The sequence below is a fragment of the Bacillus sp. 7894-2 genome (assembly GCF_002272225.1).
GTDB lineage: Bacteria > Bacillota > Bacilli > Bacillales > Cytobacillaceae > Cytobacillus.
Genome location: NZ_NPDG01000097.1, coordinates 1 through 21,196, shown reverse-complemented (window position 1 = coordinate 21,196; position 21,196 = coordinate 1). Strand labels below are relative to the sequence as shown.

19 protein-coding genes are annotated in these 21,196 nt (G+C 41.2%); all 19 read right to left on the bottom strand.

Annotation, left to right across the window (positions count from 1 at the left end; all coding sequences use genetic code 11):
- Positions 1-56: 56 nt before the first annotated feature.
- Complete coding sequence (dnaI, locus tag CHI10_RS14295; RefSeq protein WP_095244930.1) at positions 57-986, bottom strand: primosomal protein DnaI; 930 nt, start codon at positions 984-986, stop codon at positions 57-59.
- A complete protein-coding gene (locus CHI10_RS14290; protein WP_095244915.1) occupies positions 986-2,416 on the bottom strand; it encodes a replication initiation and membrane attachment family protein in 1,431 nt (476 codons plus the stop codon). Before CHI10_RS14290 ends, dnaI begins: the two co-directional genes overlap by 1 nt.
- Before the next feature lie 140 nt (positions 2,417-2,556).
- Positions 2,557-3,021 carry a transcriptional regulator NrdR gene (nrdR, locus tag CHI10_RS14285; RefSeq protein ID WP_095244914.1) on the bottom strand — a complete coding sequence of 155 codons (465 nt, stop codon included), beginning with the start codon at positions 3,019-3,021 and terminating at the stop codon, positions 2,557-2,559.
- A 102-nt stretch (positions 3,022-3,123) separates the two neighbouring features.
- Positions 3,124-3,528 carry a hypothetical protein gene (locus CHI10_RS14280; RefSeq protein WP_095244913.1) on the bottom strand — a complete coding sequence of 135 codons (405 nt, stop codon included), beginning with the start codon at positions 3,526-3,528 and terminating at the stop codon, positions 3,124-3,126.
- A gap of 134 nt (positions 3,529-3,662) precedes the next feature.
- Positions 3,663-4,037 carry an adenosylmethionine decarboxylase gene (gene speD, locus CHI10_RS14275; protein WP_048008383.1) on the bottom strand — a complete coding sequence of 125 codons (375 nt, stop codon included), beginning with the start codon at positions 4,035-4,037 and terminating at the stop codon, positions 3,663-3,665.
- 322 nt (positions 4,038-4,359) lie between these two features.
- Complete coding sequence (locus CHI10_RS14270) at positions 4,360-5,391, bottom strand: glyceraldehyde-3-phosphate dehydrogenase (protein WP_095244912.1); 1,032 nt, start codon at positions 5,389-5,391, stop codon at positions 4,360-4,362.
- Between the two features lie 245 nt (positions 5,392-5,636).
- Complete coding sequence (gene coaE, locus CHI10_RS14265; RefSeq protein ID WP_095244911.1) at positions 5,637-6,236, bottom strand: dephospho-CoA kinase; 600 nt, start codon at positions 6,234-6,236, stop codon at positions 5,637-5,639.
- A 23-nt stretch (positions 6,237-6,259) separates the two neighbouring features.
- Positions 6,260-6,895, bottom strand: coding sequence for a sporulation membrane protein YtaF (ytaF, locus tag CHI10_RS14260; protein ID WP_095244910.1), 636 nt, complete (start codon positions 6,893-6,895; stop codon positions 6,260-6,262).
- 94 nt (positions 6,896-6,989) lie between these two features.
- Complete coding sequence (gene mutM / locus CHI10_RS14255) at positions 6,990-7,817, bottom strand: DNA-formamidopyrimidine glycosylase (protein WP_095244909.1); 828 nt, start codon at positions 7,815-7,817, stop codon at positions 6,990-6,992.
- Between the two features lie 51 nt (positions 7,818-7,868).
- Complete coding sequence (gene polA / locus CHI10_RS14250; protein WP_095244908.1) at positions 7,869-10,502, bottom strand: DNA polymerase I; 2,634 nt, start codon at positions 10,500-10,502, stop codon at positions 7,869-7,871.
- Positions 10,503-10,703: 201 nt separating this feature from the next.
- Entirely contained in the window at positions 10,704-11,636 is a 933-nt protein-coding gene (gene hflC, locus CHI10_RS14245) for a protease modulator HflC (RefSeq protein WP_095244907.1), read from the bottom strand.
- A complete protein-coding gene (gene hflK, locus CHI10_RS14240) occupies positions 11,629-12,594 on the bottom strand; it encodes an FtsH protease activity modulator HflK (protein ID WP_095244906.1) in 966 nt (321 codons plus the stop codon). The genes hflC and hflK overlap by 8 nt, the downstream gene beginning before the upstream one ends.
- Before the next feature lie 263 nt (positions 12,595-12,857).
- Complete coding sequence (gene pnpS / locus CHI10_RS14235; RefSeq protein ID WP_095244905.1) at positions 12,858-14,618, bottom strand: two-component system histidine kinase PnpS; 1,761 nt, start codon at positions 14,616-14,618, stop codon at positions 12,858-12,860.
- Entirely contained in the window at positions 14,615-15,331 is a 717-nt protein-coding gene (locus tag CHI10_RS14230; RefSeq protein WP_095244904.1) for a response regulator transcription factor, read from the bottom strand. The genes pnpS and CHI10_RS14230 overlap by 4 nt, the downstream gene beginning before the upstream one ends.
- 205 nt (positions 15,332-15,536) lie before the next feature.
- Positions 15,537-16,013: a MaoC/PaaZ C-terminal domain-containing protein gene (locus CHI10_RS14225; RefSeq protein WP_095244903.1), complete on the bottom strand. Its 477-nt coding sequence runs from the start codon at positions 16,011-16,013 to the stop codon at positions 15,537-15,539.
- Positions 16,014-16,197: 184 nt separating this feature from the next.
- Positions 16,198-17,139 (bottom strand): malate dehydrogenase, encoded by a 942-nt coding sequence (gene mdh / locus CHI10_RS14220; RefSeq protein ID WP_076260697.1) that lies wholly within the window; start codon positions 17,137-17,139, stop codon positions 16,198-16,200.
- 207 nt (positions 17,140-17,346) lie between these two features.
- A complete protein-coding gene (icd, locus tag CHI10_RS14215) occupies positions 17,347-18,615 on the bottom strand; it encodes an NADP-dependent isocitrate dehydrogenase (RefSeq protein ID WP_095244902.1) in 1,269 nt (422 codons plus the stop codon).
- A 210-nt stretch (positions 18,616-18,825) separates the two neighbouring features.
- A complete protein-coding gene (citZ, locus tag CHI10_RS14210) occupies positions 18,826-19,947 on the bottom strand; it encodes a citrate synthase (protein WP_095244901.1) in 1,122 nt (373 codons plus the stop codon).
- A 532-nt stretch (positions 19,948-20,479) separates the two neighbouring features.
- Complete coding sequence (locus CHI10_RS14205; RefSeq protein WP_095244900.1) at positions 20,480-20,941, bottom strand: DUF441 domain-containing protein; 462 nt, start codon at positions 20,939-20,941, stop codon at positions 20,480-20,482.
- Positions 20,942-21,196 lie beyond the last annotated feature (255 nt).

Genomic DNA, 21,196 nt, shown 5'->3' with positions numbered 1-21,196 from the left:
TAGAAGTGGGGTTTGGTCTAAAAAAGCTGCCGATGTTTTTATCGGCAGCTTTCAGATTATACTCTCCTGTTCGGTCCTTCTACAAGCACCGGTTCAGCAAGGTATTTAATGCGTTCCATGATTCTTCTTGCCTTCATTTTCTCTTCCTCGCCGCGCTGGCTGTAGGATAAATGATGTTCGAGGCCCTGCAGGTCGAAATTGGAAGTGAAGAAGGTTGGGAGGCTTTCCTGCATGCGGAACTGCAGAATCGGCCCTAAAATCTCATCCCTTGTCCAGCTGGACATGGTTTCTGCACCAAGGTCGTCAAACATTAAAACAGGCGCTTTCTTAATGGTTTCCATCTTGCTGTTCAGAGTCTGATCTCCAATTGAATTTTTCAATTCCCTGAATAATTCAGGAACATAGACAATCATGGACGATACTTTCCGGCTTGCAAGCTTATTGGCAATAGCACCAAGCAAATAAGATTTGCCTACACCGAACTTGCCGTAAAAGTAAATCCCCTTTTGCTTGGACCCCGGCTGGTAGTCCATTACAAAGGATGCAGCCTTATCCACAGCCTCAATGCGGTCGTCATCATCATATATCGAATCAAAAGTGGCATGAAGGATATCTGTTGGCACATATAAACTCTGAATTAATTTTTCATTTCTCCGCTTTTCATCGTGCATGATCTTGCGCGGGCACTTATCATACTTCAGATCGATTGATCCTCTTTGAATCACAAGTTCCGGATGATAGCCCTGCATAAAATTCACACAGCCCTCCAGGCTCGGACATTTATTGCATTCCTTGCTCTGCTGCGTATATTCAAAGAGCTTGCTAAGACTCTTTTCAACCATTTCAGATGTCAATTCATCCCGATGAGTTTGGATAAAAGCCTTCACTTCAGGGTGATTAAGCGTTTGGTCCCTCATCATTTCATATCTTTTTTGAAAACCTTCATTGCCCGCAAGGCGCCTTAATGTCTCGTTAATTTTTTTCATCAATCAGTCACCTCCTGTGATCGCAGTTTTTTTAATTTTTCTTTAAGTTCCCTTTTTTTCAATTCCCGCTCATACTGTTCCTTCTCGCTGTTTTCCTGTTGGGCCTGTTCCTTCTTGGCGGCTTTGCTGCTATTTTCATCAAACCAGTCCGGAAGCATCTCTGTCCTGATCGGCTTCCTTTTGTTCCCCGTTGGGCCTGCTGTTTTCTTTCCTTCTGCCCAATCAAGGTATTGGCGATGTTCTTTTTTAGCTAATTCAATGGCTTCCTGGGGTGTCTTAATTTTCTTTCTTGCCCAGTGGCCTGCTATTTTTTCTACGTACCCTTTGGTCAGCTTCATATCTGTTTTGAGCATAACATATTGAATCAGCACATTAATTACCCCGGGTAAAAGCTTTTGCTGGAACATGACATCTTCTATAATCTGCAGATCGCCTTTCGAAGGTTCCGCTCCCCCGGATATATCTTTTAAAAGCTGCCTTGGTGAGGTAATTTCCAAATAACGGATCAATTCTTCCTCCTGTGTTTCAGGCTGTTTTTTTTGAGCCTGATGGATAGCAGGCTGAACCCTGTCAATCAGGGATGGAAGCATATCCTGGTTTTGGAATTGATACCAATCACGTGCCGATTTTCTTAATTCATCAATGTTTATCTCATTATCTTCATTCACGGCGCTGATGACAATGTTTTTCATCTGGATGGGGTCAATTCCATATAAAAAGGCAAGATTGCTGATGGATTCCTTCACTTTAATTGTAAGGGCTTTTTTTGGTACAAGCGATTCGTTCAGTCCTGCCTGAAGCAATTCAAAATTAAAATCTTCATTCCCGATTTGAATGCCTTCCTGCTCCCGCCTTCCAATATACCCTTCCTCATCTGTTTCATTCATCAGCTGTACCACTTCATCGTCAAACGAACCAGGGTGCCCGGATTGAAATACATCCTGGAAAGCTTTCGTTACTTCCTTATACCCTCTGGCCGGCTGCACCTTCTGATCTGAGAAGAAACGCTTGAGTCTCATAAATTGATTTTTGCCCAACTTCTTATAAAGATAGATATTGAGCATGCCGTCAAGGAAGAATTGTTCAGGTGTCAGCGGTGGAAGAAGTTCGTAAACGAATGACCTTGTTTCTTCATCCTTATTAACATATACCTTTAAGAGTCCTATACCTTCAAGCTTGAGACGGGCTTCATAAATATCTTTAAGCCCCATCCCCATAAAATTCATTAAACTATGGTGTGAATTTGAAGATGACCATAGCCGGTTTTCTTCAAGCTCTGCCCATAAAGTCATATACAGACTGAAGCACACAGAGCCAATGAGCGGCTGGTATAACAGTGTCAGCACTTTCCGGTCATAATCATGCAAAAGCCCGCTGGCTGCTACTGTATATCGATCAATGGGGAGCATCTCCTGCCAATGCTGGGCCATGGTGTTCACCTTTTTCTATTTAAAATTTTTTTCAGGCTGTTCATCAAAAGCATATCCCGCAAAAAAAAGAGCCAAAGAAAAACCTTCAGCCCATCAGCCTAATTCATCAAAAATCAGAGGCAGCGGCAAAACTGACCTGATTATAATTGTTGCTCTTTTTTAATTAGTTCCTTGAGTTCATCAATAAACACATTGATATCTTTAAATTGCCTGTATACTGATGCGAAACGGACATATGCGACCTCGTCCACATTTGCGAGTCTGTCCATGACCATTTCGCCAATTTCATCGCTTTTTATTTCAGAGACACCATTGCTGCGGAGTTCCTTCTCCACTTCAAAAGTAATGTCCTCCAGATCTTTAAGGGCTACCGGCCTCTTTTCACATGCTTTAATAAGGCCTCTCAGAATTTTTTCCCGGCTGAATTCCTCTCTCGTTCCTTCTTTTTTCACAACGATTAATGGAATTTCTTCCACTTTCTCAAAAGTCGTAAACCGGTATCCGCATTTCTCGCATTCCCTTCTGCGGCGGATGGACCGGCTGTCATCCACAGGACGGGAATCGAGCACACGGGTATTATTGTTTTGGCATGAAGGGCATCTCATACAATCAGCTCCGAATTTTTTTATAAGTTGGCTTTAGACTAATTACCGAATATTATTTGATACTCTTATCTTATAAAAAAGGAGTTGACAGTACAAGTAGAACTATTTATCTGCGTTTCTTGCAGAACCGAGAAAATCATGCCGTTTATTTAATTTTTCATAAATCGAAAGAACTTCTCTCTTAAGAATTGGATGCACACCTGCCGGTGAGGACTGCTCAGTTGAAATATTGATATCTACAGCCGTTTCAAATGGCCTGACAGTCACGACTGTCACAATGGCAAAACAGGATTTGTCTTTTTTAAGTTCTGCTGCAATCTCGCCGTGTTCTTTGGAAGTGCTGAGAATATTCACATTATGGTCTGCTTTGAATAACTCTTCAATCGTCTGCATCATTTGTGCTGTATTGGTTCTATAGTATCTTGTAGTGAGCTCAGGATCAGAGTGGTTTTCGTTTGTTTCACACTGCTTTTTATAGCGGCTGGCAAGCTGCCTGAAAATTGACATTCTCTTTCCTCCGTATATTATTTGTATCCTTATTGTACTATTTTTTATAGAGATACTAAAGGCAATGGGATTTTAGGCAAAATAAAAAGAGGTGTATTATGATACACCTCTGGATTGCCTAAGATTATTCTTTATTAAAGTACTTGAGCTTGTTTAACTTGAACTGGACCCATACCGCGAGGAATTTCGATATTCTCACGCGTTTGAGCTCCTAACGCTTCTGCAATAAAGTCTGCAGCGATGTTAGGGTCAAGATCTCCACACGTATACACATCAATGCTGGCATAGCCATGCTCCGGGAAGCTGTGAATAGTTAAATGAGATTCAGAGATGATCACCACTCCGCTTACACCCTGTGGCGCAAACTTATGAAATGCAACCTCGCGAATTTCAGCACCAGATTTTAATGCAGCATTTACAAATGTCTGCTCAATAAAATCCATATCATTTAACTTTTCAAAATCGCATCCCCAAAGTTCTGAGATAACGTGACGACCCATAGTTTCCATATTCAAATTTCCCCCTTTAAACTTTTAAGCTATTAATTAATGAAATTCCAGATTTATACTGGTCTATAACTACCACGGGGGAAAGTTAGTCCAGAGAGGTCCTAACCCTTTAAGTAGCTACCATACCAAAACCTCGGAGAAGTTCACGAGGATTAGTATACTTTGTTTAATTTTTTTTTGCAACACATTGTAATACATTTTTTTTGGCAAAATTTCTGAAGACTTTTCCTTCTCAGGATTAATTTTGTCCAATAAAAGGAGCCTGCCGGGGAATGGCAGGCTTTAAGGGTATGGGTAGTTTTATATTAAAAGAGATTGGCAATTATCCAACCTTTACGGCAGATGCCTGAAAAAGTTCCTGTGCAACATATTTTGTCAAGTCTACGACACGGCAAGAATAGCCCCACTCATTATCGTACCAGGCAAGCACTTTCACTTTGCTGGTGCCGATTACCATAGTAGATAATCCATCAATGATGGCAGAGTGTTCATTTGTGTTGAAATCGATTGACACTAAAGGTTCGTCAGTAATATCCAGGATACCATGCAGAGACCCTTGTGAAGCTGTTGCGAATGCCGCATTCACTTCTTCAATTGTAACGTCGCGCTTTAAGTCTACCACGAGGTCAACTAAGGAAACGTTAGGAGTTGGCACACGCAGTGCCATTCCATGCAATTTGCCCTTTAAATGAGGCAATACCAGCGACAAAGCTTTGGCAGCACCAGTGGAAGTCGGGATGATCGACTGTCCGCAAGCACGTGCACGGCGCAGGTCCTTATGCGGGTTATCAATATTTTTTTGATCATTTGTATATGCATGAACTGTTGTCATAAGTCCGTTTTCAATGCCGAATTGTTCATCAAGGACTTTTGCAACAGGTGCAAGGCAGTTTGTTGTACAGGATGCATTTGAAATAATATCATGTTCTTCGATTTTTAATGCGCTTTCATTTACGCCCATAACAATAGTCACATCTTCATTTTTTCCAGGAGCAGTAAGTATGACCTTTTTAGCTCCGGCATCAAGATGTAGAGCCGCTTTATCACGGGAATTAAACTTTCCTGTAGCTTCAATAACGATATCGATATTCATTTCTTTCCAGGGAAGTTCTTCAGGATTCCGGCTGCTGACAAGCTGAACTCTTTTACCGTTCACAACAATAGCATCATCTTCCGGAACAACGCTTCCTTCGAATGGTCCATGGTTTGTATCATATTTAATTAAGTGTGCCAAAGTTTCAGCCGGATAGCTTGCATTTATGGCAGCCACTTCAAGATTTTCATCAAGGATGGCTTTTCTAAAAACCATACGTCCAATTCTTCCAAAACCATTAATCGCTATTTTCGCCTTCATGTTACGGCCCCTTCCGCATTAGTGTTATACTTTTTATTACCCTAAGATGTAATTAGTATAACATATTGAAGATCATTTGTGATGAATAAAATGCGGATTTTTTAATGTTCAACAATTCAGAAATATCAGCTCATACTTTTTCTAATTATTATAGGATTATGGTCTATCATACAGACGCATGCTGATTATTTTGTCATACTAATTGGGCTTTAAATGCATCAAAAAAAGAGCCTGTCACAGGCCCCTCAGATAGCATTCCATTTTTTTAAAATGCTCCATAATTGTTTTTCTGTTTCTTCAATTGTGCCATTATTATCGATTACAGCATCGGCCAATTCCTTCTTCTCTCTTAAAGGTAACTGGGATTGAATTCTTGCCATCGCTTCTTTCTCGGACAGCTGATTTCTTTGCATCAGCCTTTGCAGCTGTATATCTTCATCTGCATATACTAATAAGGTTTTGTCGCACATGTATTGTAATTTGCTTTCAAATAAAAGCGGTATATCAAGTATGATCAGTTGTTCATTGTGGCTGATTGCCTGTTCCTTTTTGGCTGTCATCCTTTTGCGGACTGCAGGGTGTACTATGCTATTCAGGACCTTCCGCTCTTTTTCATCGTGAAAAATAATGGAGCCCAGTTCTCCGCGATCAATTGAACCATCTTTAAGAAGAACCCTTTCCCCAAAATGACGGACAATTTCCTGATAAGCTTCCTCTCCTTTTTCAACAGCTAATCTGGCTTCTATATCCGCGTCTATTACAGTATATCCTTTTTCGATCAGGAGAGATGAAACGGTGCTTTTCCCGCTTGCTATTCCGCCTGTCAAACCTACAGTAAGTGACATAGTGTGTTCCTTTCAAAAAAATGCTAAATTTTTAGTATCCCGATTACGATCAAAATAATGCCAGGAATGAATGAAAATTTATGGACCCATCCGCTTTTTGAGAAAATAGACCCCACTTGCATTCCCATAAACACAAACAGAGAGCTCATAACGGCGACCGTCATTGCCAGGTAGAAAGGCGAGTAGCCCAACATAGCTGCACCGATCCCAGCTCCAAAAGCATCAAGTGATAGGGCTAGCCCGAGCATTAGCGCTTCAATTCCTGTGATGGCACCGGATTTATCAAAATCGGCGGACATCGGCTTTTTCAGGATATTAATGACAAGCCCAAGAGATTTGATTTCCAGATTTACAATTGTCTTTTCATGCGGCAGGACATCCTTCACCTTTTCCGGCCTGAAAAATTGATATAGGACCCAGGCACCGAGAAAAATAAGAATGACTCCTCCTAAACTTTCAGCTAAAGCCGGAGATAAAAAGGCTTCTATTAAATGGCCGATTGTCATGGCAGCCATTAATGTAATAGCTGAACAGCAAGCGATTATACTGATCGATTTAAATGGTATGCTCATTTTCCTCAAACCATAGGTTAAACCGACACTAAAACTGTCAAGACTGACAGCAAAAGCAAGTATCAAAAGTGAGAAAATATGCGCCATAGAATAGAGCTCCTCCCTGTCAATCGCTACGATAGTATATGGAAGGAGCCCATCCAATGTTATTCGAAACGCAGTTAAGCTCTATTCGGAATTATTATTTTCTCTGGCAAGCCGGACAATAGACCGTGCCCCTGCCTCCAGTTATGATCCGCTCAAGTGTGCTTCCGCAGACTTTGCAATCTTCCCCTTTTCGCCCATAAACAAAAAGCTCGAGCTGGAACATGCCCATTTGTCCCTGGGAATTAACATAGGAGCGAATGGTGCTCCCTCCTTTATCTACCGCTTCTCTCAGGGTATCTGCAATTTCTTTGTGAAGTGTCTCCAATTCGCTTCTTGTTAAGCTATTTGCCGCTCTTTCAGGATGAATTCGTGAACGGAATAAAGCTTCATCCACATATATATTGCCAAGCCCTACGATCGTTTTCTGGTCGAGAAGCGCAGTTTTGACATGGCGGGAGGTCCGGGAAAGTCTAGCAGCAAGGTCTTCCACCGTAAATTCTTCTGCAAATGGTTCCGGTCCCAGATGGGCCAGCGGAAGTGTCTTAAGTTCTTCCCCCTTTGTATATAGGTGCATCGTTCCAAATTTACGGACATCTTTGTACCTGAGTTCAGTGTCATCTGTAAAGTGAAAAATCACATGAGTGTGTTTTTCCACAGGTTCTTCTTTAGCGTAAAGGCCGTACCTGCCCTCCATTCTCAGGTGGGATACTAGTGCATACTCATTGGTGTAAAGGATTAGGAATTTTCCTCTCCTGCCAATATCCTGAAAGGTTTGGCCTGCTAAAGCATCCTGGAATTGCGCAAGCTCTTCGGGATGCTTAACCATTTTTGGCCAGAAAACCGATACATGTGAAATGGTTTTGCCGACCACCAATTCCTGCAATGTTCTTCTGACTGTTTCAACTTCAGGAAGTTCGGGCATGGTTATCCCTCCTTTGCCATGCATTTTCTGCATTCAAAATACAGTTCACTGTTATTTCGCATCAAACCATGTCGGACCATAGGAGTAATCAACTTTGAGCGGAACTTTCAGTTCTACTGTATTTTCCATTACGTCCGGCACAATTTTTTTGAGTGTTTCTATTTCATCCTCAGGTGCTTCAAAGATCAGTTCATCGTGTACTGAGAGCAGAAGGCGTGCTTTGAGTCCTTCTTTTCTTAAGCGGTCAGCCATGTCAATCATCGCCTTTTTAATTATATCCGCTGCACTGCCCTGAATTGGTGTGTTCATGGCGGTGCGTTCAGCAAAGCTTCGCAGGTTAAAGTTTCGGCTTGTGATTTCTGGCAGATATCTTCTTCTGTGAAGAAGGGTTGAGACATATCCTTTCTGTTTTGCCTCATGGGTGATATCGTCCATGTACTGCTTAACACCCGGATAGCTTTCAAGATACCTGTCAATGAATTTTCCGGCTTCTTTCCGTGTGATGCCAAGGCTTTGGGAAAGACCGTAATCACTGATTCCGTATACTATCCCGAAGTTAACTGCCTTAGCATGGCGCCGCATATTGGACGTAACTTCATCGGCATTAACGTGGAATACTTCCATTGCCGTTTTGGTGTGAATATCCATATCTTCCATAAAGGCTTCAATCAGCTTTTCATCATCTGCAATATGGGCCAGCACTCTCAATTCAATCTGGGAATAGTCTGCAGCAAAGATAGCCCAGCCGGGTTCTGAAGGGACAAATGCCTGCCTGATTTTTCGCCCTTCCTCCAGACGGATGGGAATGTTTTGCAGGTTCGGATCTGTTGAGCTTAATCTTCCTGTCTGTGTAAGAGCCTGATTGAACCTGGTGTGGACTTTGCCTGTTTCTTTGTTAACTACCTTCAGCAGGCCTTCAATATAAGTGGACTGAAGCTTGCCAAGCTGGCGGTAGTGCAGGATATCCCGGATTATTTCATGATCGTTCTCAAGTTTTTCAAGAACGTCTGCCGAAGTGGAATAGCCTGTCTTCGTTTTTTTAATGACTGGCAGCCCCAATTTTTCAAAAAGGATTACACCGAGCTGTTTTGGAGAATTGATATTAAAAGCTTCCCCGGCAAGATCATGTATCCGCTTTTCAATTTCATCCAATTTGGAGAGCAGATCCTGTCCCATCGTCCTCAGGCGTTCTAAATCCACTTTAACTCCAGTTGATTCCATATCTGCTAATATTAAAGAAAGTGGCATTTCCAGGTCATAAAACAGCTCGGATTGCTGGTTTTCCTTTAAATCACTATCAAGCTTTTCCCTCAATGTCATCAAGGCTGCTGCTTTTCTTGCTAAATGTCCGCCAAGTTCTTTTTCTTCCGGAATCCGCCTTTTTGCTCCTTTGCCGTAGAAAGCTTCATCAGAATGAATCGCATGATAGCCATGATTTTTTGCTATAGATGCTATATCCTCAATAGTTTGAGACGGGTTAATAATATATGAAGCAATATAAAGATCAAAGTCTGCTCCCTTTAGATGAATCCCATGATGCCGCAGTGACACTTCAGACCTTTTTGCATCATACACTGTCTTCTTTTTCGTTTCATCTTCAGCCCATCTTATAAAAACATCTGACTCCAGTGCCTTATCTTTGGAGAAGAAGAAATTCCCTTTTTCATTCGCAACGGAAAAACCAATGATGTCTGCATAGTGGTAATTATCCTCTAGAAGCTCAACATAAAATGCATTTTCATCAGAAAACATATCTTCTTTAATTTCGTCTGCAATGTTAAATTCAATTTCATCCAAATCCTCTTCGATTGCTTCAGTGTCCCCGCCGATTTTTTCAAGCAGCGAGTTAAAGCCAAGTTCTTTAAAGATGCCTTTAACTTTCTCTTTTTCAAAACCTTCATATTCAATGTCTTCAATTTTTATTTCAACGGGGGCTTCCCTCGTGATAGTAGCTAATTCTTTGCTCATTAAAGCTTGATCTCTGAATTCTTCCAGCTTTTCTTTCAGTTTTTTTCCATTCACCTTATCAACAGATTCCAAGAGCTCTTCAAGGGTCCCAAACTCTTTCAGCAATTTAAGGGCTGTTTTTTCGCCAACTCCCGGCACACCCGGAATATTATCTGAACTATCCCCCATCAGGCCTTTCATATCAATAATCCTGTCAGGTGTGATTCCGTATTTCTCATCTATATGAGCCGGCGTGTATTCTTCAATATCTGTAATTCCTTTGCGGGTGATGCTGACTGTGACAGAATCGGAACTTAACTGCGTTAAATCCTTATCCCCTGATATAACTTTAACTTCATAGCCATCTTTTTCGGCATGTAGGGACAGTGTTCCAATGATATCATCCGCTTCATAATTTTCCAGTTCATATCTGGAGATTCCGTAAGCATCCAGAAGCTCTCTTATATAAGGAAACTGCTCTGATAGCTCAGGCGGGGTTTTCTGACGGCCGCCTTTATATTCGCTAAAGGTTTTATGGCGGAAGGTTGTTTTTCCTGCATCGAACGCCACTAGGAGATGAGTCGGTTTTTCATCCTCCAGAATCCTCTGCAGCATCATGGTAAATCCGTAAACAGCATTGGTATGTATTCCTTTATCATTGTTTAAGAGCGGCAAAGCAAAAAATGCCCGATAAGCGATGCTGTTGCCATCTATCAGAACAAGCTTTTTTTTATCCAACTAATATCTCCTCCTTATTAAGAAACGCGGAAGCGCCTTGTCCACCCCCGACACCTCGAGGGGGTAGGTGCTGGAGCTAGACAGTTGTCTAACTTGAAAAGCGCAAGTGCCCTTGCCCACAATAAATAAGCCGTTATTTTCCTTTATTCTATCATGAGCAGATAGAGAAAGAAAAATAACGGCTTTCCATTTAAAGGCTATCTAATTAGTATTCCCCATCAGCAGACGGGCATATGGTGAATTAGAAGGCAGAACAATTACAGTCTCGCCATTGATAGTCTTTTTATAGGATTCAAGTGTCCGGAATAAGGAATAGAATTCAGGATCTTTTGAGAAGGCTTCATTGTAGACCTTCGCGGCTCCCGCTTCCCCTTCTGCCCGAATGACTTCAGCATCTGCCTGGGCCTTCGCAAGCATTTCCCTGACGGTCCTGTCTGTTTCAGCAATAATAACATTCTTCTGGGCATCACCCCTGGACAAATATTCCTGGGCTGTCGACTGGCGCTCGGAAATCATTCTGGTATACACAGACTGTTCATTTTCAGACGGCAGATCAGTCCTTTTAATGCGAACATCCGTTACTGTGATTCCATAATTATCATTTCCAAGCAGCTCATTCACTTTTGTGGTGATTTGATCATTCAATGATCCTCGTGAAGATTTTTCATCATTGATGATTTCTTCATAATTCAGCCGGCCCAGTTCGGAGCGGGTCACGGAGTAGATGAACTCTTCCATTCTGGCCTCTGCTCCCTCCAATGTTCTGGCGTTGGAGATCATTTTCTTCGGATCCTCAATCTTCCAGACAGCATAGTTATCGATAATCATGACTTTTTTGTCTTTTGTATTGATTTCAGCTTCAGACACGTCATAAGTCATTTGATATTTTGGGAGTGTGGTAACACTTTGGATGAATGGTATTTTATACGCTAATCCAGGTTCTTTCTCAATCCTGACCACCTCTCCAAATTGACGGATAACCTTGTATTCCCCTTCCTTTACAATAAACAGGTTGCTGAACAATATCCCTAGTCCTGCAATGATGAGCACCAGGATGATTCCCAGTTTGGTATAGCTTCTCCACTTGAAATTTCCGCCTCGTTCATTGATATTCACAATATTTTGATCACTCATTATCCGTGCCTCCCTCCTCTTTCGGTTTAGCCTGTTCTTTCTCCAGAGGCCTGATCGGGAAATACTTCATAGTGTTTCCATCGTCATTCATAATGTAAATCTCTGCACCTGGAAGAACCTGCTCAAGCGTTTCAATAACAAGACGCTCTCTTGTTATATCAGGATTATTTTTATATTCCCCATACAATTTATTAAAGACTGCTACATCTCCACGTGCTCTTTCGAGACGGGCTGCCTTTTCCCCATTTGCTTTAGAGATAAGGGCTTTCTTCTCACCTTCTGCTTCATTCATTCTCTGATTCTTATATTTATCTGCTTCATTTTTTTTAGTATTGGCGGTTTCCCTCGCATCGGTTACATCTGTAAAAGCTTTTCTTACATCATCATTCGGCAGCTCGACATCCTGAAGTTTTACTGCAAGAATGGATATGCCAATATCATATTTGCCAATTAAAGTGGTTAGGAGCTCTCTGACATCCGCTTCGATATCCGCTTTACCTGAAGTCAGCGCGTCATCTATCTTAGATCCTCCGATAATACTTCTTAAGGATGAGGAAGTAGCATCATATAGAATTTCTTCCGGCTCCTCAGCATTATAAAGGTATTTTTCCGGATCAGTAATTTTCCACTGTACAACCAGATCTGCAAGAACGATATTTTCATCCCCGGTTATCATCTTTGTCTCATCGGGAAAATCCTTTATTTTTCCATCTTTTTCTTCATATCCAAACTGCAGCGAAAAGGTTTCCTTCGAAAGCTTCTCCACGCTTTGGACAGGCCACGGCAGCTTAAAGTGAAGTCCCGGCTCCGTAATGCCTTCCTCAACTTTTCCAAATGTTAAAATGACTGCCTGATCTGATTCATCGACGGTATACCATGTTGTAAAGGCAACTATACTTAAAATAACAATTGCGATAATTAGCCCTGCGATTGTATAAATCCGCTTTAAGCTGATCATTTCTCTCTCCCCTTCCATGCACTTTCTATAACTTTTCATACGATTTATTTACGTAAAGGTTTCATAAATATGACAAAAGTTAAAAAAAAGGGAAAGTCGTAAAAAATGAAAAAGGCGAAAGCGGGGTCAGCTTTCACCTTTTTCTATGCTCCTTGGATGAAGGGGGTTTAACAATTATGATTTTATCAGCGGAATGTAAAGGGAACATAAATCTCCTGTAAAAATAATGTAAAGTTAATCCTGCCACTTCATCCATTTTTGTCCTACATCTTTTTCGGAAGTTCAATAATAAAGGCGGTGCCTTTGCCGACCTCGCTTTTTACTGAGATGGTTCCCTTATGTGCTTCAACGAGATGCTTTACGATTGCAAGCCCCAGCCCTGTTCCGCCGGAGTTTCTGCTTCTGGCTTTATCAACCCGATAAAAACGTTCAAAGATACGCGGAATTTCTCCGGCTTCAATTCCAATCCCCGTATCCCTTATTTCGGTTATAACCGTGCTGCCTGTATCTGCAGACGAAATATAGACGACCCCTTGATTTGGCGTATATGAAATGGCATTTGATATAATATTTATAAACACCTGCTTAAGCCGGTGAACATCACCTACAATATATACAGGTTTATCCACTCTCTTATATTCCAAAACGATTTCCTTTTCCGCTGCTTTTCCTTTCATGATGGCTACCACATCCTCGAGCACATCAGCCAGATCCAGCTGCTGAATGGACAAACTAAAGCCTTGTTTTTCGATTTTCGACAGATCCAGCAATTCCTGAATAAGAGATTGCAGGCGATCACTTTCCTTTAAAATGATGTTAAGGAAATCATTAAGAGTCTGTTTGTTTTCCATCGCACCATCCAAAAGAGTTTCAGAGAAGCCCTTTATAGAGGTAATAGGTGTTTTCAATTCATGAGAAACGTTCGCTACAAAATCCTTCCTCATTTGCTCAAGCTTCTTCAGTTCTGTAATATCATGAAAAACCAGCAATATCCCTTTCCATTCATCATTCGTGCCGATAATTGGAACTCCATATACTTCAAAATAACGTCTTTCGATATTGACGGGAATAATGAGCTGTTTTTTTACTTTCTGCTCGGTCATGAAAATTTCTTCAACCACTTCGGTAATACCTTTATGTTCTATCACTTCATAATAAAGCTTGTAAAGGTATTCGGAGGGATTGACATTGAAAACCTCTTTATATGGCCGGTTCACTAAATTAATATAGCCTCTGCTGTCAATTAGAATCAAACCGCTTCCCATGTTTTCAATAAGCGCCCCAAGTCTGTCCTGCTGCATTTCCTGGGATTTCACCATTTCCTGAAGATTCCTAGCCAGTACGTTAATAGACTTACTCAGCATACCTGTTTCATCTTCCTGATCTTCATAAGTCCTTGCCCGATAGTTCCCCTTAGTAAGTTCAATCGCAACCTGTGTTGCTGACTCGATAGGCTTTGTATATCGTGCCATAATTCTTGACCCGAGCAGAATAATCATAAATAAAGACAGCCCAAGACTGACAGCTAAAATCCACCAAATCTGCTGATAGGCCTTTTGGAATTCAGCCAGCTTTGTGCTTAAGAAGATATAGCCTTCCTTCTCGCCATTTACCATGACAGGCTGCCAATAATAGTGCAGATTAAACCCTCCGGCCACTTCCCATCCTGATTCATATGCAGATTTCTTTTTTAATACTTCAAATATGATTTCCTGGTGCCTGTTTTGCGTTGTCTCACTTTTTATGCTGCTATCCATTAATATTCTGCCCTTGCTATCAGTAGCAGTTACATGCACATCAAGTATGTCACCAAGCTCATTGATTCTCTCAATACTAATGGATCCAATTCCTCCATTGCCCTCAATATAGCTCGCCGCCATTTCAGTCTCTTTTTGAAGACGTGCATCAAATGTATTTAAATAATAGCTTTTAAAAAGCTGGCCTAAAAGAAGGCCTAATGCAATTAATACAACCAGAATTAAAGAAAGCAATGCGAAAAGCAGGCGGGTGCGAAAGGTCGTCATTCTCCTTTAGGCTCCTCCAATTTGTAGCCCAGTCCGCGAATGGTCTTAATATATACAGGTTTTTTGGTGTTTGCTTCAATTTTCTCTCTTAAATGGCTAATATGTACATCAACGATTCTCGTGTCTCCTGCAAAATCATAATTCCAGACTGCACTAAGCAGCTGATCCCTTGTAAGGACACGGCTTTTATTCTTGGCAAGATATAATAGCAATTCAAATTCCTTAGGAGTTAATTCAAGGAGTTCTTCTTCAAAATAAGCTTCATAATGCTGTGGAAAGATTTTAAGACCGCCAATCCTAAAAGAATCACCATCTTCTGCTTTCTCTTCGGAAGCTTCAGGCACAAATTGTGTTCTCCGCAAGATCGCTTTAACTCTGGCAACCACTTCCCGCGGGCTGAAAGGTTTTGTCATGTAATCATCTGCACCCAGTTCAAGACCAAGAACCTTATCAAACTCATCATCCTTGGCCGTCAGCATTAAAATAGGCGTCGCTATTTTCTGCTGTCTAAGCTGTTTGCATACTTCTATTCCATCAAGCTTTGGCAGCATAAGATCAAGAACAATAAGATCCGGCTTTTCAGAAATGGCCAGATCTTTGCCCTCCTGGCCATCTATGGCCGTAAGTACTTCATAGCCCGCCTGCTGCAGGTTGTATTGAAGTAAAGTTACAATAGATTGTTCGTCATCTACAACTAGAATTTTCTTATCCATGCGATCCTCCGAGTGAATGAATTACCCCTCTTTGTACTTCAATTGGTTGACTCTCACTTATAAAAAGCAGGTATCCCTCCTGCCTATTAAACCCCTTTTGCCACATATCTTTATTATAATATAGTTCATGATTTTTTTCGGGTCAATTGCTGTAAAGGGAGGATTCATCAAAAAAGATGTGCATATGCTGCACATCTTTTGACTATCAGAAATTATCCAAAGCATTGCCATCCATAGGCTGAGGCTTGTATGGCGGGCATACAAGGAGCTGTCCATTAATAACCGTCTGGTCCTCTTCATTTGTTCCCTGGACCTTAATTTGCACGGTATGATTTGAGGTGTTCACTTCTGTTACTTCAAATAAAAATTGAACCGTACCATAATGATAGACAGGCTTCGTGTACTCGATTTCCTGTTTTAAAACATGGCTTCCTGGGCCCGGCAAATATTTCGATATGGCAGAGTTTATGATGCCATTCAGCATAACACTTGGTACAATTGGTTTTTTATAAGGTGTTTGTGAAGCATAATCATGCTGAATATATAATGGGTTTGCATCGTTTGTCAGACCCAGGTACAGCAATAGATCCTTATCTTCTATTTTTTCTGTTAGCGTCAATTTTTCGCCCACAGATATTTCTTCTATTGTTCTTCCCAGTTTTCTTTTCTTTCCAAGCAGCATAGCTAAGCACCTCCGAGTGTTGTAACCGTTTACATAATAACTGTAAAAAATAGACTGTACAATATTTTAAATTATTCAGTCTATTCTCTCTATGATATCATTTTATACTATTTCCCAAAAGGGCTTCCAGTAAAAAAAATCCGGGAGAAATTCCCCGGATTTTCTTCACATAGATTAGATCACCCTAGTAAGCTAATACTTCCATTACCTTGCGAACTGAATCTGCCGACTTATCGAGGGCAGCTTTTTCTTCACTTGTCAGTTCAAGCTCTATTACTTTTTCGATTCCGTTTGCTCCAAGGATTGCAGGCACACCCAGATAGATTCCTTCGTAGCCATATTCTCCTTCAAGGTAAGCAATGGAAGGCAGTACGCGGCGCTGATCTTTAAGGATAGCTTCACACATTTCCACAAGGGAAGCTGCTGGAGCATAGTAGGCACTTCCATTGCCTAATAAGTTAACGATCTCTCCTCCGCCTTTGCGTGTACGCTCGACAATGGCATCCAGACGATCTTTTGAAATTAATGATTCTAAAGGAATGCCGCCAGCATATGAATAGCGGACTAGCGGAACCATGTCATCACCATGTCCTCCAAGTACAAATCCTGTAATGTCTTTAACAGACAAATTCAGTTCCTGCGCGACAAATGTCCGGAAGCGGGCTGTGTCAAGAACACCCGATTGTCCTATTACACGGTTTTTCGGGAAGCCTGATTCCTTGAAAACTGTATAAGTCATCGCATCCACTGGATTAGTAAGCACAACAATATAGCTATTTGGAGAATGTTTTGCAATCTCCTGGGCTACACTTTTCATAATCTTCTGGTTCGTTTGTACAAGGTCATCACGGCTCATGCCCGGCTTTCGTGCAATGCCTGCTGTAATAACAACAATGTCGGAGTCTTGTGTATCTTCATAGCTTGAAGTTCCTGTGATATTTGAATCGAATCCCTGAACAGGACTTGCTTCAAGCATATCAAGAGCTTTTCCCTTTGTAGGATTTTCCATTTGCGGAATATCGACCAATACGACATCCCCAAGTTCCTTTTGAGCCAGTAAGAATGCAGTTGTTGCTCCAGTAAATCCTCCACCGATTACAGAAATCTTTTTGCGTTTCAATGACATGAGCAGTTCCTCCTTTTGGAAATGAAAGTTCAGGATTTGTATCCTTTATGTAAGAGGCTGTTTCAAGGAACAACCTTCCTATATACACAATTTCAGAGAATCGCCAGCTGCCCGGCAAAAGAAGTTTCCTCAGGGAAGTACACTAAATGTACTGCATGAATAGTATATTAATCAAAAGCGCCTTTTATTAAAGGCGCTTTTACTTTTTTATTCCATGTTTTTAATTAGTTCGTCGGCAAATTCAGAGCATTTTACTTCAGTTGCTCCATCCATTAGACGCGCAAAGTCATATGTTACGACTTTAGAAGCAATAGATTTCTCCATAGATTTAACGATCATGTTTGCAGCTTCGTTCCATCCAAGGTGCTCAAGCATTAATACACCTGAAAGAATAACAGATGAAGGATTAACCTTATCAAGACCGGCATACTTCGGAGCTGTACCATGTGTTGCTTCGAAGATCGCATGTCCAGTTTCATAGTTAATGTTTGCTCCAGGAGCAATACCAATTCCGCCTACCTGTGCAGCAAGAGCATCAGAAATATAATCACCATTCAAGTTCATTGTTGCAACAACATCAAACTCTTTTGGACGGGTAAGGATCTGCTGAAGGAAAATATCAGCAATCGCATCTTTAACAATAATTTTGCCGGCTGCTTCTGCATCTGCCTGTGCTTTGTTTGCAGCTTCAACACCCTGCTCATCCTTAATGCGGTCATATTGAGCCCAAGTGAATACTTTTTCTCCGTACTCTCTTTCAGCAAGCTCATAACCCCAGTTCTTAAAGGCACCTTCAGTAAATTTCATGATATTGCCTTTATGTACAAGTGTTAGGGATTTACGGCCCTCTTTAATGGCATACTCAATAGCAGCACGTACAAGGCGGCTGGTTCCCTCTTCTGAAACAGGCTTAATGCCGATGCCTGAAGTTTCCGGGAAGCGGATCTTATTAACACCCATCTCATCCTGAAGGAATGAAATCAGTTTTTTAACCTCATCAGAGCCTTTAGCATACTCAATGCCGGCATAAATATCTTCAGTATTTTCACGGAAAATAACCATATCAGTATCCTGAGGGCGTTTGACTGGTGAAGGAACACCTTCAAACCAGCGAACCGGACGCAGGCACACAAACAGGTCAAGCTCCTGGCGAAGCGCAACGTTAAGAGAACGGATTCCTCCGCCGATTGGTGTTGTTAATGGGCCTTTAATGGCAATAAGATATTCATTGATCATATCAAGTGTTTCGGAAGGAAGCCACTCGCCAGTCTGGTTGAAGGCTTTCTCTCCTGCTAACACTTCTTTCCAGACAAGCTTGCGCTCACCATTATATGCTTTTTCTACAGATGCATCCAATACACGGGAAGCTGCGGCCCAAATATCAGGTCCTGTTCCGTCTCCTTCGATAAAAGGAACGATTGGATTGTTTGGTACGTTTAGTACACCATTAGTAACTGTGATTTTTTCACCTTGCATTGTTATACCCTCCATTTTGAAAAGTGCATGCATCAGCCTTTTTATTTATATAGTCTTCGGTCGGCGCAATGCTGCATCAGTATATCAGATTCAAAGGTTAGAAGGCATTTGCCCCTAACCTTTTCCCTGCTCTCTCTATTACAGCAATTTTTTGATAAAAAGTAAAATGCTGAGTAGTAATTTTAGTTTTTAATCTGTTTTTTCAGCCTATTACAGACTTCTTTGCTCTACTGGCACGTATTTTTGCATTCCCGGGCCTGTATAGTCTGCACGCGGACGGATCAAACGGTTATTTTCATATTGCTCGAGAATATGAGCCAGCCAGCCAGATACACGGCTTACAGCAAAAATCGGCGTGAACAGGTCATGGTCGATTCCCAGGCTATGATATACAGACGCAGAATAGAAGTCGACATTTGGCGGAAGTTTTTTCTCCCCGGTAACGATCGCTTCAATTTGCGTGGACATTTCGTACCAGTGTGGTTCGCCGGTAAGCTCTGTAAGCTTTTTAGACATTTCTCTTAAGTGCTTGGCACGAGGATCGCCCTGACGGTAAACACGATGGCCAAAGCCCATGATTTTCTCTTTCTTTTCAAGCTTTTCACGAATATACGGCTCAACATTTTCAAGAGTGCCGATATCAGTAAGCATCTTCATTACCGCCTCATTGGCACCGCCATGCAATGGTCCTTTCAATGCACCAATAGCCGCTGTAACTCCTGAATAAATATCAGACAAAGTAGCTACACATACCCGCGCAGTGAACGTGGAGGCATTCAATTCATGGTCCGCATGAAGAACCAGCGCTTTATTAAACGCTTCAATTGCGATTGCTTCAGGCTCTTCGCCTGTAAGCATGTATAGGAAGTTGGCTGCAAATCCAAGATCTGTTCTAGGAGCAATTGGTTCAAGACCTTTTCTTACTCTTGCAAATGCCGTTACGATAGCAGGCATTTTAGCTTGAAGGCGAATTGCTTTTTTATAGTTCGCTTCTACATCCATCTGGTCTGCTTCTTCATCATAAAGTCCCAATAGAGACACTGCAGAACGAAGGGCAGCCATTGGATGCACTTTGTCAATTGGATATGTTTTAAAATGGTTCAGAACTTCCTCTGGAAGAGAGTAGTTTGCTGCAAGCTGACTCTTTAACTCATCCAGTTGGGCTTGAGCAGGAAGCTTTCTGTGCCATAAAAGATAAATAACCTCTTCAAAGCTTGCATTTTCAGCCAAATCATCAATATTGTAGCCAGCATAGGTTAATGTATCGTCTATGATGGAGCTGATAGACGAAGTAGTAGCTACTACCCCTTCAAGACCGCGTGTTACTGTCATTCCGAATCTCTCCTTTACATAATAAAATTTCCCCATACCCATTTTTGTCTGTACATTAAACATAAGTAAGCCGAACCTGATCTTTCATCTTTCAGAAAAGCTTCCTCGTCATGTCCACATTCTGCTTTATCTTTTTTGGGACACTTTTATAGGGCTGCAGGACAGCCATTAAAAGCCGGCTTTATCTGCCGATCTACAGACCAAATTTATGAAAGGTGAAACCTTCATTTGGCGAACTCCCGATATATGGAAGAAACAAACTGCATTAATCGAGCGGTTGCTCGGTACTCTCTTAAAAAAAAGAAAATGCTTACATTTTTCCAAAAATGAAAAAATAAATATATTAATAACATTTTAATAGGGCTTAACTGAATTTAATAGGTACCGTGAAATAGGTTACGCTTACAAGTCCTATTATAAACAATTATCTGACTTTTGTGAATGAAAAGCACTTAATTTGTTAAAAAATATTATTTTTCAAGAAAAGTTTATTTGCATTTTTGCCCAAAGGCAATGAAGGATCTAAAAACATTCATTTAAAAAGCTCAAAGACTTTCATTGCCATATATGCAATCCCTGCTCCTATCAGAGGACCAACGGCAATGCCTTTAAAAAGGGAGACAGCAAGAATGGTCCCCAGGACAAGAGCAGTTGTAATATGGGGATCTTCAGCCAGCAATACGATGCCGCCTTTTGCCAGAAGAGCAACTGCAATCCCTGAGACTAGAGCAACCCACGCATACGGGGATTTAAATGCCCCTCCTAAATCCCGGAAGCCGATTTCACCACTGGCTATAGGTGCAAGGACAGCAATGGTAATAATGGTTACACCCCAGTTAATTCCCTTGGACTGCAGGAATGAAAAGGCTTTTGAATCCAGGCCGGCTGCTTTAAGGATAATCAAAACAAAGACAGCAATGATCAGTGATTGATTTTTTGCAATTAAACCTATCCCCAGCAATAGAAACAAAAAAATGAGTGATTGGGAAAACATCTGCTAATTCACCTGCCAGCTTTCTATATTATCGTAACATAATTTAAATCAATTTAATAATTTCCGGGTTCTTTGCCGGATATTTTAAAATAGAATAAGTACTAATAGAATATATCTAATTATTTTTAGCTCTTGAAAAAATGATGTATGATATGACTAATAACATTACATAAAGTGAAACTTCAATCAGTGGGGGTTTTCCTTGTCCCCCACTGATTGTTAGTTGAGGCCCACAGGAAGTGGGTCACAAAGACA